Origin of the sequence: Sphingomonas sp. CFBP9019 (assembly GCF_034045155.1) — a bacterium.
In the GTDB taxonomy this organism is placed as follows: Bacteria; Pseudomonadota; Alphaproteobacteria; order Sphingomonadales; family Sphingomonadaceae; genus Sphingomonas; species Sphingomonas aerolata.
Map to the genome: position 1 here is coordinate 221,096 of NZ_JAXCWK010000003.1, position 13,064 is coordinate 234,159.

The 13,064-nt window shown below is 64.9% G+C and carries 19 protein-coding genes and 1 other RNA gene; 11 read left to right on the forward strand and 9 right to left on the reverse strand.

Annotation, left to right across the window (positions count from 1 at the left end; translation table 11 throughout):
• The first annotated feature begins 30 nt into the window (after nucleotides 1–30).
• The 9 genes from SOM18_RS08950 (at nucleotide 31) to SOM18_RS08990 (ending at nucleotide 3,166) form a co-directional block, all read left to right on the forward strand.
• Nucleotides 31–165: a hypothetical protein gene (locus SOM18_RS08950; protein WP_260171278.1), complete on the forward strand. Its 135-nt coding sequence runs from the start codon at nucleotides 31–33 to the stop codon at nucleotides 163–165.
• Nucleotides 166–205: 40 nt separating this feature from the next.
• The gene (gene pspA, locus SOM18_RS08955; protein ID WP_031439666.1) at nucleotides 206–871 is read left to right on the forward strand and encodes a phage shock protein PspA; all 666 of its coding nucleotides are present in this window, start codon (nucleotides 206–208) and stop codon (nucleotides 869–871) included.
• A gap of 1 nt (nucleotide 872) precedes the next feature.
• Entirely contained in the window at nucleotides 873–1,181 is a 309-nt protein-coding gene (gene pspB, locus SOM18_RS08960; protein WP_037528521.1) for an envelope stress response membrane protein PspB, read from the forward strand.
• 1 nt (nucleotide 1,182) lies between these two features.
• Nucleotides 1,183–1,566 carry an envelope stress response membrane protein PspC gene (gene pspC / locus SOM18_RS08965; RefSeq protein WP_031396336.1) on the forward strand — a complete coding sequence of 128 codons (384 nt, stop codon included), beginning with the start codon at nucleotides 1,183–1,185 and terminating at the stop codon, nucleotides 1,564–1,566.
• Nucleotides 1,567–1,593: 27 nt separating this feature from the next.
• On the forward strand, nucleotides 1,594–1,896 hold the full coding sequence (locus SOM18_RS08970) for a hypothetical protein (RefSeq protein ID WP_031439667.1): 303 nt from the start codon (nucleotides 1,594–1,596) through the stop codon (nucleotides 1,894–1,896).
• Nucleotides 1,897–1,907: 11 nt separating this feature from the next.
• Complete coding sequence (locus SOM18_RS08975; protein ID WP_031396338.1) at nucleotides 1,908–2,177, forward strand: hypothetical protein; 270 nt, start codon at nucleotides 1,908–1,910, stop codon at nucleotides 2,175–2,177.
• Between the two features lie 21 nt (nucleotides 2,178–2,198).
• A complete protein-coding gene (locus tag SOM18_RS08980; protein ID WP_031439668.1) occupies nucleotides 2,199–2,438 on the forward strand; it encodes a hypothetical protein in 240 nt (79 codons plus the stop codon).
• 12 nt (nucleotides 2,439–2,450) lie between these two features.
• Nucleotides 2,451–2,690 carry a hypothetical protein gene (locus SOM18_RS08985; RefSeq protein ID WP_031396340.1) on the forward strand — a complete coding sequence of 80 codons (240 nt, stop codon included), beginning with the start codon at nucleotides 2,451–2,453 and terminating at the stop codon, nucleotides 2,688–2,690.
• A 68-nt stretch (nucleotides 2,691–2,758) separates the two neighbouring features.
• On the forward strand, nucleotides 2,759–3,166 hold the full coding sequence (locus SOM18_RS08990) for a SufE family protein (RefSeq protein WP_081874150.1): 408 nt from the start codon (nucleotides 2,759–2,761) through the stop codon (nucleotides 3,164–3,166).
• Here the strand turns inward: SOM18_RS08990 and SOM18_RS08995 are convergent.
• A complete protein-coding gene (locus tag SOM18_RS08995; protein ID WP_320481568.1) occupies nucleotides 3,163–3,525 on the reverse strand; it encodes a (2Fe-2S) ferredoxin domain-containing protein in 363 nt (120 codons plus the stop codon). The genes SOM18_RS08990 and SOM18_RS08995 overlap by 4 nt on opposite strands.
• Nucleotides 3,510–4,049: a J domain-containing protein gene (locus SOM18_RS09000; protein ID WP_031439670.1), complete on the reverse strand. Its 540-nt coding sequence runs from the start codon at nucleotides 4,047–4,049 to the stop codon at nucleotides 3,510–3,512. Before SOM18_RS09000 ends, SOM18_RS08995 begins: the two co-directional genes overlap by 16 nt.
• A 216-nt stretch (nucleotides 4,050–4,265) precedes the next feature.
• On the opposite strand from SOM18_RS09000, the gene SOM18_RS09005 reads away from it, so the two are divergent.
• Nucleotides 4,266–5,846: a SulP family inorganic anion transporter gene (locus SOM18_RS09005; protein ID WP_081874151.1), complete on the forward strand. Its 1,581-nt coding sequence runs from the start codon at nucleotides 4,266–4,268 to the stop codon at nucleotides 5,844–5,846.
• Complete coding sequence (locus SOM18_RS09010; protein ID WP_031439672.1) at nucleotides 5,843–6,481, forward strand: carbonic anhydrase; 639 nt, start codon at nucleotides 5,843–5,845, stop codon at nucleotides 6,479–6,481. Before SOM18_RS09005 ends, SOM18_RS09010 begins: the two co-directional genes overlap by 4 nt.
• A gap of 32 nt (nucleotides 6,482–6,513) precedes the next feature.
• Here SOM18_RS09010 and SOM18_RS09015 read toward each other — a convergent pair whose 3' ends face one another.
• The 7 genes from SOM18_RS09015 to SOM18_RS09045 all read right to left on the reverse strand — a co-directional run bounded on the left by SOM18_RS09015 (nucleotide 6,514) and on the right by SOM18_RS09045 (nucleotide 13,018).
• Nucleotides 6,514–8,481, reverse strand: a complete 1,968-nt coding sequence (locus SOM18_RS09015; protein ID WP_192070030.1) for a hypothetical protein — start codon at nucleotides 8,479–8,481, stop codon at nucleotides 6,514–6,516.
• Between the two features lie 45 nt (nucleotides 8,482–8,526).
• Nucleotides 8,527–8,915, reverse strand: an RNA gene (rnpB, locus tag SOM18_RS09020) — RNase P RNA component class A.
• 11 nt (nucleotides 8,916–8,926) lie between these two features.
• Nucleotides 8,927–9,559: an N-acetylmuramoyl-L-alanine amidase gene (locus SOM18_RS09025; RefSeq protein WP_081874152.1), complete on the reverse strand. Its 633-nt coding sequence runs from the start codon at nucleotides 9,557–9,559 to the stop codon at nucleotides 8,927–8,929.
• Between the two features lie 53 nt (nucleotides 9,560–9,612).
• Nucleotides 9,613–10,527, reverse strand: a complete 915-nt coding sequence (locus SOM18_RS09030; RefSeq protein ID WP_031439674.1) for a DMT family transporter — start codon at nucleotides 10,525–10,527, stop codon at nucleotides 9,613–9,615.
• A gap of 60 nt (nucleotides 10,528–10,587) precedes the next feature.
• Nucleotides 10,588–11,466, reverse strand: a complete 879-nt coding sequence (locus SOM18_RS09035) for a CheR family methyltransferase (protein ID WP_235188288.1) — start codon at nucleotides 11,464–11,466, stop codon at nucleotides 10,588–10,590.
• A 29-nt stretch (nucleotides 11,467–11,495) separates the two neighbouring features.
• Complete coding sequence (cheB, locus tag SOM18_RS09040) at nucleotides 11,496–12,635, reverse strand: chemotaxis-specific protein-glutamate methyltransferase CheB (RefSeq protein WP_081874147.1); 1,140 nt, start codon at nucleotides 12,633–12,635, stop codon at nucleotides 11,496–11,498.
• A 17-nt stretch (nucleotides 12,636–12,652) separates the two neighbouring features.
• Nucleotides 12,653–13,018: a response regulator gene (locus SOM18_RS09045; protein WP_031396352.1), complete on the reverse strand. Its 366-nt coding sequence runs from the start codon at nucleotides 13,016–13,018 to the stop codon at nucleotides 12,653–12,655.
• Nucleotides 13,019–13,064 lie beyond the last annotated feature (46 nt).

The window sequence follows — 13,064 nt, forward strand, 5'->3', positions numbered from 1 at the left end:
AACCAACCATCGCCTCAAAGGGGACTCATCATGATCAAGACCGACATCGTCCGCACCGTCGCAACGCTCGCCTGCACCTTCGTCGTCAGCGCCACCTTCATTCTCGCGGCGGTGGCGCCCGCGCATCAGGCGCCCGCTACGCGACACACCGCAATCGTGGCATAAGGTTCGTCCGCCGCACGAAGATCCCTGGAGTAGAATTTACATGGGCATTTTTTCCCGCACCCGCGACATCGTCGCCGCCAACTTCGCCGACCTCATCGAGAAGGCGGAAGATCCGGCCAAGATGATCCGGATGATCATCCTGGAGATGGAGGAAACGCTGGTCGAGGTCCGCGCCTCCGCCGCGCGCACCATCGCGGACCAGAAGGAGATGCGCCGCCATATCGCCAAGCTGGAACAGCTCCAGGAAAACTGGACCGAGAAGGCCGAGCTCGCGCTGAGCAAGGACCGCGAGGATCTTGCCAAGGCTGCGCTGGTCGAACGCCAGAAGGCGTCCGACATGGCCGAGCAGCTCAAGGCGGAAGTCGGCGTCCTCGAGGACGCGCTTAGTGCCTCCGAGGCGGACATCGCCAAGCTGCAGACCAAGCTGCGCGAGGCGCGGACCAAGCAGAACGCAGTTCAGACGCGGCTGGAAAGCGCGAACAACCGCACCCGGCTTCGCGAGATGTACAACGGCCCGAAGACGCACGAGGCGTTCAGCCGCTTCGACATTCTCGACCGACGTGTCGACGAGGCCGAGGGTCGCGCCGACGCGATGGGGCTCGGTGTCGTCAAGACGCTTGAGGAAGAGATCGCCGAGCTGCGCAGCAACGACAAGGTCGATGCCCAGCTCGCCGCGCTCAAGGCCCGCCTGAAGAAGGACGACTGAAATGGATTTCGAAGGACTCGTCGCCATTCTCGGCGCGCTCGTCGGGCTGCCCTGGCTGATCCTGCATTATGTCACCAAGTGGAAGACCGCACCCAAGATCACCGATGAGGACGAACGACTGCTCGACGAGATGCAGCTCCTCGCCCGCCGGCTCGAGGACCGGGTGCTGACGGTCGAGCGGATCATCGCCGCCGACAATCCCGACTGGAAGCCTGGGCTCGGCACCAGCCAGTCGTCCTATCTGTCCGATCGCCAGGCTGACCGCCCGATCGACACCCGCTTTGAACGCAACATGGATCGGAGGAACTGAAATGTCCGCCAGCCGCACCCAATTCTACCTCGACAAGCAGAACGCCAAATGGAAGGGCGTCTGCGCGGGGATCGCCGACTATACCGGGATCGATGTACTCATCGTCCGCGTCTCGGTCGTCCTGCTGACGCTGGCCGGGGGCTTTCCCTGGACACTGATCGCCTATTGGCTGGTCGCGTGGATGGGACAGCCAAAGCCGTTCGGTCTGTACGAAACACCCGACGACGCGAAGTTCTGGCAAGGCGTCCGCTCGAACCCGAAGCGCTCGACCGCAGAGGTCCGCAGCAAGTTCCGCGACATCGATCGTCGTCTCGCCGACATCGAGACGCACTATACCAGCCGCAGCAGCAGCAGCCTCGCGGCAGAGATCGACAGCCTGCGCTGAGACGCGGCGTAGACGGGGAGAATGACGATGAATTGGGGTGGACCGGGCTTCGTCGTCGCGATCATCGCGATCACGACGATGGGATGGGTGATCAACAACTGGATCCGCGCAAAGCACGGCTATGCGCTGGCGGATGAGTGGAGCGGAAAGACGCACCGGGTCGACCCGAACGACGCCCGCAAGCTGGAGCTACTGTCCGGTGAGAACGAGCGCCTGACCGGCCAGGTCTCCCGTCTCGAAGAGCGGATTGCCGTTCTTGAGCGCATCGCCACCGATCCCGCGGAGCGTACCGCCCGCGAGATCGAGGCTCTCCGCCTCCAGCCGCGATAGAGGACGCCGCCATGATCAGCCCCCTGCTCATCCCCATCCTCGGCATATCCTGCGGCCTGCTCGCGATCTTCGGCGGCGTCTTCGTGAAGCCCTGGTTCGCCTATCGGCAGCGCCGGATGGAAATCGATGCACAGCTCGTCGCTGAAAAGTCCGCACAATATGCGGCACAGAATGAACGTCTCGAACAGCGCGTGAGGGTGCTGGAACGGATCGTCACCGACCGCGGGATCGGCCTGGCGGACGAGATCGACCTGCTCCGCGACGAGCGCCCCCTAAACTAATCCGTATTCAGGAGCTGACCGATGAATCCCTTCACGATGGTCGTCTGTATCGTTTTGATCGTGGCGGTCTCCCGCGTGCTCCGGGCGCGGTACCAAGCCCAAGGATCGCTTTCCGCCCCGGCTGACACCGCCGACACGCTGCGTCTGCGCGACGAGGTGCGCCAGATGAAGGAGCGCATCCAGGTGCTCGAACGCGTCATCACCGACAACCACAAGAGCGTCGATCTCGACCGAGAGATCGAGCGGCTCCGCGACCGCTAGGAGGAGGCGGACATGACCGAACCGAACGTCTATATCACGCTCGCGCTGACCGGCCTGGTGGCGCTCGCGATGATCGTCACCGCGGGACTCGCCGGCTGGCGCGGCTGGCTGTCGATCAGGCGCCTGGAGATCGACCAAGCGCACGACACCGGCCTGCCCGTGGCGGTGTCGACTGGCGCGCGCATCGAGATCGCAGACCTGAAGGAACGCATCAAGAAGCTGGAGGCGATCGCCGCCGGGGTCGACCTGTAGCGCGGCAATCGTGTCCTGCCGCACGCGCAGCGGTTGCGGGCGAGATGACGCGGGAGTACCGCGACGCCATGCCCAAGCTAGCCGATATCCATGAGGAATATGACTTCCTCGAACCCGACGACCGCTACCGCCTTCTGATCGACCTCGGACGCGATCTCGAACCAATGCCCGATGCGCTGAAGACCGATGCGACGCTGGTTCGCGGCTGCTCGGCATCCGTGTGGGTCTATCCGATGAAGACCGACGACGGCCGGCTCCATTTCCTCGCGGACTCGAACGCCGCGATCACAAAGGGGATCATCGCGCTCGTCCTTCAAGCGGTGCAGGACCAACCGCCGGCGGCGATCGTCGCGACCGACATCGGTGCGGAACTGGCGCCGTTCGATCTCGGCAAGCAACTCAGTTCGAACCGGACGCAGGGAATTCCGAACATGATCGCGTTGATCCGCGAGACCGCCGAACGCTACGCCAGCTAGGCGGCTTTGAGGCCGTCTTCCACCCGGGAAGGGGACGGCGGAGCGGCATCACCCCCGCGCAGCGTCGTTACGATCTCGCCAACGTCGGCGCCGGCGGGGACCAGCATCCACCGATCCGGCTTGGCCGCATCGATCATCACGACCGCATTCTTGGGGCATACCCCGAGACATTTGACTTCGACCACGCCGCGGTCGGCCTTGCGTCCCTTCTTCAGCCCGAACGCGGCGCGCAACAACTTGGCGAGCGGCGTGCGGCGCTTGTCGCCGAACCCGCCTGCAAGCTTCTTCGAACATTTGCCGCAGACCAGCACGCTGCCCTGCCAGCGGCTCGCCAGCACGCGGATCACGCCGGCTTCCACGTCCGTGCATCCTCTGCGGCGCGCAAGACCTCGTAAGCGGCCTGGACACCCTGGAACCGTGTTGCTGCATCCTTGTCGCCCGGACGCACATCGGGGTGATTGGCCTTGGCCATTCGCCGCCACGCGGCACGGACATCCTCGAACGTCGCATCGGGTTCGAGCTGCAGCACTTCAAGCGCACGCATCTCGTCGCGCGACCGACTGCCGTCGCCCGATCCCGCCCAGGCATAATGCTTAGGATCCGCATAGCCATCCGCGGTGCGCGTTTCCGCCGCCTCGCGCTCGGCGGCTTCCTCAGCGCTCAGACCTTCGAAATAATTCCAGCCGCGATTATACTCGCCCGCATGCGTCATGCAGAAATACCAGCGGTCCGGGCTGTTGGGCGATTTCGGCGCCGGGCAATTGCCGGGTTCGTTGCAGCCGTGCCGGTCGCACAATCGAACCGTCACCGCCTCGCTGCTCGAGCCATAGCCGCGCCACCGCGGAAATCCCCAATCGGGTGTACGTGTCGTGCTTCGCGCCATAGCCGTTCGAGATAGGCGTCCCCACCGACAACGCAACCGCGTACCGCACCGCCAAACGATCAAGCCACGCGGCCGTACCTGCGGCCGGGACCGACATTGCGCCTTGAGTCAGGAGGCGTTCATCGCCTAATGAACATGAATAAATTGTCATCTGGCATAGGGTAAAGCGTCTGCTCCGGGCGCATCCCGGCCGACGTCGCGGCGACAGGAGCCTTGGTGCAAACTCTCATTCCGAAGCTAAGCACGTGGCGGGCCGATCTTCCCGCGTCGATCGTGGTCGCCCTTGTTGCCCTGCCCCTGTGTCTGGGCGTTGCGCTAGCGTCAGGTGCGCCACTGTTCGCAGGCGTCATCGCCGGAATCGTCGGCGGCATCGCTGTTGGGCTATTCTCGAAATCGCCGCTGTCGGTCAGCGGACCGGCTGCGGGCCTGACGGTAATCGTCCTTGCGGCGATCGAAAGCATGCCAAGCTACCAGATGTTCCTGATGGCCGTCGTGCTGGCGGGCGTGCTTCAGATCGGGTTTTCGCTGACGCGCGCGGGTATCCTCAGCGAATTCGTGCCCTCCTCGGTGATCACCGGGATGCTGGCCGCGATCGGCCTGATTCTTATCCTCAAGCAAATTCCGCACGCCGTCGGCTTCGACCGCGAGGCCGAGGGGATCTTCGAATTCTCCACCGCCAACGGCGTCAACACCTTCTCGCGAATCATCGAAAGCCTGAGCGCGAGCGTGACCCCCGGTGCAATCCTGATTGCCGGGATCAGCCTGGCATTCCTGTTCTGGTGGGACGGCGCGAAACCAAAAAATGGCCCGCTCCGGTTCGTCCCCGGCCCGCTCGTCGTCGTCCTGATCGGCGTACTCGGCAATGCGTTGCTCGGCGCTGTGAAGCCTGATTGGCAGCTCCAGGCGACACATCTCGTCCAGGTACCCGTCACGCAGAAGCTTTCCGAATTTCCCACGCTGTTCACGCTCCCGGACTTTTCCGGCATCAGCATGGGCATCGTCTGGACAACTGCGGTCACGCTCGCAATCGTCGCGAGCTTGGAGTCGCTGCTCAGCGTGAAAGCGGTCGACGAGATCGATCCGCGCCGTCGCTCCACCGACAAGAACTGGGAGTTGCTCGCGCAGGGCGGGGGTAACATCCTGTCGGGAATGATCGGCGGGCTTCCCGTCACGTCGGTGATCGTCCGATCGTCGGCCAATGTCGACGCCAAGGCGGAGAGCAAGCTTTCGACCATGCTCCACGGCTTCTGGCTGCTGATCAGCGTTGCACTGATCCCGTCGCTGCTGAACCTGATCCCGCTCTCCGCGCTTGCCGCGGTGCTGATCGCGACCGGTTACAAGCTGACCAAGCCGAAGCTGTTTCTGGAACGCTACAAGCAGGGCTGGACGCAGTTCATCCCCTTCGTCGTCACGGTCGGCGCGATCCTGTTCACCGATTTGCTCGAGGGCATCGTGATTGGCATCGTAGTCGGCTTCGTGTTCGTCATTGCACGCAACTTCCGTACCGCGATCACCTTTGCCTGCGATGGCGACGACTGCCTCGTCCGTGCCCGCCGCAACCTGTATTTCATCCACAAATATGAATTGCAGAAGTCGCTGAACCGCGTGCCTGACAATACCCAGGTGCTGATCGATCTGTCGTCGACCAGCTATGTCGACCTCGACAATATCGACATCATCAACGCATTCATCAAAGGCGCGGAATATCGCGGTATCACCGTCAGCCTGCGCGGCGATATCGCCGGCAAGCGTGCTGCGTTGATCAACGCGCCATCGAGCGAGGTTCTGTACACATGAGACGCTACAAACAGCTGCTGCTCGCCAACAAGGCCTGGGTCGCAGAGCATACCGACGAGAATCCCGACTTCTTCAGCCGCCAGACGGTCGGCCAGAAGCCGGAATTCTTGTGGATCGGCTGCTCGGACAGTCGCGTCAGTCCCGAACAGATGACGATGACTCAGCCGGGCGGGATGTTCATCCACCGCAACATCGCCAACCTCGTCAACGATCACGACCTGAACCTCATGTCGGTGCTGCAATATGCGGTCGACGTGCTGAAGGTGAAGCATGTCATCGTATGCGGCCATCACGGTTGCGGCGGCATCATGGGTACGCTGCAAGGTGGGCTGGACGGCCCCGTGGACGAGTGGCTCGACACAGCGCGCGAAGTACTGCGCGATCACCGCGACGAGATCGATGCGCAGCCGACCCAGGAAGCGAAGGTCAACCGGTTCGTCGAGGTCAACGTCCGCGACCAGCTCGTTCGCCTCGCGCGTACCAAGACGGTGCAGGATGCATTCGCCAAGGGCCAAGAACTGGCGCTCCACGGCTGGGTGTACGACATGCGCGACGGCCACATCAAACCGCTGATGGAGATCGCCGCCGATACGGTTCTCGACGAGATCGGCCGGCCGGAGAAGGTGCTGGTGTGACGTCAGTCCCTCCCCCTACGGGGAGGGCAGAATCATCCCGGCATCTTGAACCGGACATTCTGGGAAAGCCCGCCGCAGCCGACACCGCCATCGGGGCGAAACGTCTTCGTATATCGGGCGCCCGCGACGGTCTGTGTGCCGGCCTTGGTGAAAACGAACGGCGGATAGCTGAGCACGGCGCGCTCGTTCAGCACCTTGCCGTCCGGCCCCACATCGAACTGTGTCCGGGTCCAGCCTTCAAATCCCCAGATGCGGGCCTCATCCGGGAACGTGCCGCCGGCCGAAAGGAATCGGGGCGGGGCATCGAGGATCGCGCACTGGCTGGCCGCCAGCCCCGACCGGTCGAACGTGGCACGTGCCGCCACCGGATCCCCCGCCTGCTGCTGTAGCGACGCCAGCCGGATCAGCGCACCGACACGCATCGGGTCGTTCGCTGCCAAACCCTTGTCGTCCGCGACCGCCTGTAACGGCGCCACACGCCGGCTTCGGCTTCTGGTCGAGTCCGCTATGAGCAGTTGCAGCGCCGATCGCGCTTGCGGATCCTGCGCATAACCGGGCTTCGACAGCAGCGGCGTGATAGCGCGGGCATAGGCACCCTGCTTCCAGCTATCGGCACTTTCGGTCTCACGCACACGGATGTCGAGCGGGAGCAGCGCGATCGGCGGGGCGCCGTTTGCCTGAGCAATAGCGAACGCCCGCTGCGCCAGCTCATGCGCCTCCTCACGACCCACGACCGCATTGCCGACGAGCTGGTACAAGGGTGGCAGCGTGGCGAGCGATGTCGGCCCCGACTTGCCCTCCGCCGCCGCGAGTGCGGCACGTTGCCCGACGATGGCGGCGGCATCCGCGCCACGTTCGCGTACCGGTATCGAAAACCCCTTGGACTCGAGCCAGGCCGCCATGTCCGCGTCGAGAAACTTGGTGATCGACGGCCGCTCGAACGCGGTCGAGCAGCGCATCTCGACGCGGATATTATAGCGGAAGAACGCGGGAAAGGACTTGGTCTGCTCGGGCGTCCATGACCAGTCGCGGACGGCACGCGCAAATTCGAGCGCCACCGCGCCACCGCCTGCGGCATAGATGGGCGAGACGCCGCGTACCACGCCGTCATTGTCGATCGTGAATTCGACGACCGCCATGTCCGCAGGCCTCAGATCGGCCTCGCCACCGCAGGCGGGTACCTCCATCTGTACCGCCGGATCAAACTCCCCCTTGCTCAACCGGCCCGCGCCGGTCATCGCCATGTACCGGCGGGCCTCTTCGCTCTTACCCGCCAACAGTGACGCGATCGCCGCATCTGACCGCGCGGAAACGTCGCGCGAATCTGTCTGCGACGTCATCCCGCCATAAAATTTGACCGCCTCAACCGCTTGCGTCCGCGCCTGTTCATACTGCCCCCGGTTCAGCGCCAGGATCGCGCGCCGCCGCGCGATCAGAGCCTTTACATCCGCATCGGCAGGCGCCGTCCGGACGAGCGCATCGACCTTCGCAAGGGCTGCATCCGCGGCGGCGGGATCGGTGAACGTCGTCGTGTCAGCTAGGGACAACAGCGCCGCGACCTTCAGCGACGCTCCGTCCGCCGCAGCGGCGGCGCTCGCAAACGAAACGCTCGCCCCCGCATAATCGAGCGCATTCTGCGCAATGAGGCCCAGATCAAAATAGGCCCGCCACCGATCCTCGGCGAGCGTCGGGTCCTTCGCAGGCAACAGCGCGAGGCCGTCGCGTGCCGCGGTCACCGCATCGTCTGAGCGATCGAGCTTGAACAGTGCCGCACTCTTGCGGATCAGCGCAATGCCCCGGCTCCGCGATCCCGGCTTGGTTCGTGCTTCAAGCGTCGTCCAGGCCGCAAGCGCAGCGGTACTGTCGCCCTTCGCATCCAGCGCCGCGGCCGCTTCGAAATCCTGCTGCACCGTGGTTGCGGGCCCCTGTGCCGCGACCTGCGCAGCGATCGCCGCCATCACGATGCCTGCACCCATCAGTCCTGCCCGGTCGATACGCATCACATCCCCCACGTCTTTCGGGCAGTCTGCATGCGATCGGGCGAGGATGCCAGAGGGTCTGTAAGCCGGGTTCTGTCCATTTCCGACCCTTCGGTCGAAAGTTGGGCGACCATTCCTCTAGGACGACGGTTGCCCGCCGCCTCAAGCAATCAACCCGGGTGACGAGCCGGAACGAAGCCCATGTGCCACCCCTATTCGATCTTGCTCCCGGTGGGGTTTGCCGTGCCGCCCCTGTTACCAGGCGCGCGGTGCGCTCTTACCGCACCCTTTCACTCTGACCGCCCCGACTTGCGCCGAGGGTTGGCCGTCTGCTCTCTGTGGCACTGTCCCTGGGGTCACCCCCGCCGGGCGTTACCCGGCACCGTCGTTCCGCGGAGCCCGGACTTTCCTCGCGGATGCCATTACAACATCCCCGCGGTCGCCCGACCCTCTGGCGCGCCGATCCCTAGTCGTCGCCCATCGGTTTGGGAAGCAGCAAAGCGAGCAGGATGCACCGGCATTCCGCATCGATCTCGCCGTCTACAAGCTCGGGGCGAAACCGGCGCTGGAACGCCATGATCGCCGCCATCCGGTTCTCCACGTCATAGCCGAACCGTTCGAGCGCGAGGCAGAAGCCGCCCTCCGTCCAGCCGGGATCCATCAGATTCTTGGTCGGCCGCGGCAGCGCAAGCCGGCGTCGCGCCAGTTCGTGCCACGGGAACAACTCGCCGGGATCGCGCTTGCGCGTCGGCGCGATGTCGGAATGACCGACGATGTTACCCCGCGTGATCTCGTGGCGGTCCTTGATCTGCGCCACCAACGGCAGCAGCGCGGCGATCTGTTCCGGCGGGAACGGGCGATAGCCGAACTCATGCCCAGGATTGACGATCTCGATGCCGATGCTCGCCGAATTGACGTCCTCGATCCCGCGCCAGTGCGATCGTCCCGCGTGCCAGGCGCGCTTGTCCTCGGCGACCATCCGCAGGACGGTACCGTCCTCCTCGATCAAATAATGCGCCGACACCTTCGCGTCCGGATCGCGCAGGCGGGCAATCGCGGACGGGCCGTCCTGCATGCCGGTATAGTGCAATACGATCATGCTGACAGGCAGCGTTCGGTCGTCGAAATTCGGTGACGGCGTCTCGATGATCGTCAAGCCAGCTTCCCCTCCAGCCGGTCCGCGCGTGCGGTCCGGATCGTGACGATCGCGACGCCGAGCATCGCAACGCCTCCGCCTGCAAGCATCAATAGCGTCAACGGGTTGCCGAAGTAATAGGCCGCGGCGAACACAGAGATAATTGGTGCGGCGAGCGTCATCGGCGTGACAACGCTAACCGAATGACGCTGCAACAGCCACGACATCGAGCCCTGGCCGATCACCGTCGATCCGATCGCGGAAAACGCCACCCAGCCGACCGTGCGGAGCGGCAGGTCAGGGATCGCGCGCATCGCTACGGGCTCGGTGATCATCGCCACGACCGCCATTACCAGGCTCCCCATCAGCCCGACCCAGGCATAGATCGTCAGGACCGGCACGCCGACGAGCCGCCGCTGGATCAGCGAGGTGATCGCCCAGATCAGGCTTGCCAGCGCGGTCAGCGCAAGACCGGCGCCCTCGCGCGCTGCCGACGGATCGAAGACCAGCAGCACCACTCCCAGGATCGACAGGCCTATCCCCAGCATCCGGGGCCAGTGGATCCGTTCGCGAAAAACGACGATCGCGAGCAGCAGCGCGAACGGGACGCCAAGCTGGCCGGCGATCGCCAAGGCGCCGATATTCGTCGCGACCGACAGCGACAGATTGATCACCAGATAGAAGATGCCGCCCGACAACAGTCCGAGCAGTGCCAGCGTCGCGGTCCGTCCCGGCACCAGCCGGAACCAGCTCGCGCAGACTGCGAACACGATGACCTGACGCAGGAACCCGGCCGTCATCGGCGCGATCTCCGTCACCGCCATCTTCACGGCGATGATGTTGAGCCCCCACAGCACGTTCATCACGACGACGATCGCAAAGTCGCGCAGGCCGAACCGATGCGTCGCTGGAGGTGCGGCCTGGATCGTCATCCCCCAACGCTTGCCGGGATCGGGCCGCGATGTAAACCGCAGCGGCACTCTATCTCGGGATCACGGCGCGGACGAGCGAAGCCGCAGATCGCCAGTGGTTGACGACGGCGTTTCGTAGAAGCCGCGATAGCGCTGGCTGGGTTCGAACAACGGGGTCTGCCCGCTCACCGTCTCCCCCGCGCCCATGACGAACAGGCCGCCGGGCCGCAACGCCCGTGCGATCGTCGAGAACACCCGCAATTTCGTCTCCGCCGTCAGGTACAACAGGACATTGCGGCACAGGACCAGGTCGAAACGTCCTGCGGGCGCCGCATCGGACACGAGATTCACGCGCCGGAACGTGACAAGCTTTACCAGCTCTGGCTTGGCGACCCAGTCCGCGCCGACACCGTCGAACCACCGCATCATCCGACGGATCGGCAACCCACGCTGAATTTCGAACTGCGTGAAACGCCCCGACCGTGCGCGGGCGATTGCGGCGCCCGACACGTCGGTCGCGATGATGTCCGGAACCGGCGCACCGGTCGTCTCGTGCCGCTCGGCGAACAACATCGCCAGTGACAGCGGCTCCTGCCCGGTCGAACATCCCGCGCACCAGATCCGGATACGATGACCGGCTGCCTCGGCATCCGCGATCGCCGCAACGAGGTGCTCGAAGACCTGCGCGTCGCGGTAGAAGGACGTTTCCTGGTTTAGTAGCGCATCGACGATATGCTCGCCGATCTCCCGATCCTTTCCGGCCAGCAACTGCGCAACCAGCTCGTCAAGGCTGCCGAGCTGGCGTTCACGCAACAGCGGCTTGAGCGCTGTATCGAGGCGCCAGGAGCGATAGGCCGCGATCTGCTGCCCCGTCCGCGCTTCCAGCAGCGCGGTCAGCACGTCGATCGTCGCCTGGGAGGCCGCCGGGGCCGGTGAGGATGACGGGGCCGTGGTCGGCATGCTCCGCCCGCGCAACGCTGACGCGCCCATCATGGACGACGCTGCGACGCGATGAGCCGCCCGATCGCCTCGGGGGGCAGTATCGCCGCAGCAACACCCGACGACACGACTGCGCCCGGCATGCCCCAGACGACCGACGTCGTCTGATCCTGAGCCACCACGCTGCCGCCGGCGTCATGGACCTGTCGCGCCCCCTCCGCACCGTCGCGGCCCATGCCGCTCAGCATGATAGCCAGCGCGCGCGCGCCAAAGACTTGGGCGACCGATCCCAGCATCGGATCGACCGAGGGCAGGCAACCGCTGCTGACGACGCCCTGCCTGAGGCGGATCGCGGCACCGCCGTCGCTCAGCCGCACGCAGGTCATGTGGGCGTCGCCGGGGGCGATGAACAGGCGGCCGGGGCGGATCCGCAGGCGGTCGGTCGCGACGTCGCACGGCCGGCCGGACAGGACCGTGAGTTGTGCCGCGAAATACGGCATGAACGACGCGGGCAAATGTTGCGTGATCAGGATCGGCAGCTGGAACGTGGCGGGCAACTCACGCAGCAACTGGCTCAGCGCGTGGATCCCGCCGGTCGATGCACCGATCGCGACGATGTCATAGGCGTCGCCGGCCGCGACGGAACGGCCCTGATCCGCAGCACCCCGGCCGCACAGCGGCTCAACCGCGGCCGTGACGTTGCGCGCGCTTCTCAGTCCCGACGCGCGGGTAGGCACGATCGCGGCCGGGGCTTCGCACAGGCGTTCGAGCTTTTCGACCAGTGCGGTTGCAAAGCGGCCAGACATGCCGCTGGCGCCCGGCTTCACCAACGTTTCCGCCGCCCCGAGCGCGAGCGCCTGGACCGCGGCCGCACCGCCCTCATCGGCTGAGGAGGAGACGATCAGGATCTTGGCACCCTGCCCCGCGGCAATCAGGTCCGGCAGCGCGGTCAGCCCATCGACCCCCGGCATTTCGATATCAAGCAGGATGAAATCGACCTCGGCGGAGCGCAGGAACTCGAGTGCGGCTCCCGCATTGGCAACCGCGCCGACGACCGTGAACTGCGAGCTCGCGTCGATCAGCCGCGCCATCACCGCGCGGGCGACCACCGAATCATCGACGATCAGGACACGCGCGACGGCGGACGAAGGCGACCGCGGCAGCGGTGGAAGGGGCAGCGAGGCGGCCACGGCGTCGTAAGACCCGCTCAGGCCATGCCGACGATTTGCAACTTCGATGCGAGGGTTTCGCGGTCGAACGGCTTCATGACATATTCGTCGGCACCCGCCTCGATCGCGGCGCGGATATACGCCATGCCGTTCTCGGTCGTGCAGAAGACGACCTTGGGACGCTGCGTGATATCGCTGTCGCGCAGCGCTCGCAGGAAATCCATGCCGCTCATGACGGGCATGTTCCAGTCGAGCAGGATGACGTCTGGAACCGACTCCAGACAGCACTGGAGCGCCTCCTGGCCGTCACATGCCTCGCGAACGGTAAAATCAAGCGTTTCGAGGATGTGTCGCGCGACCTTGCGGATCACCTTCGAATCATCAACGACAAGACAGGTCTTCATGGAAAGCCTTCCGGGGTGATCATGGCGCCCGCCTTAGCCGGCAAAG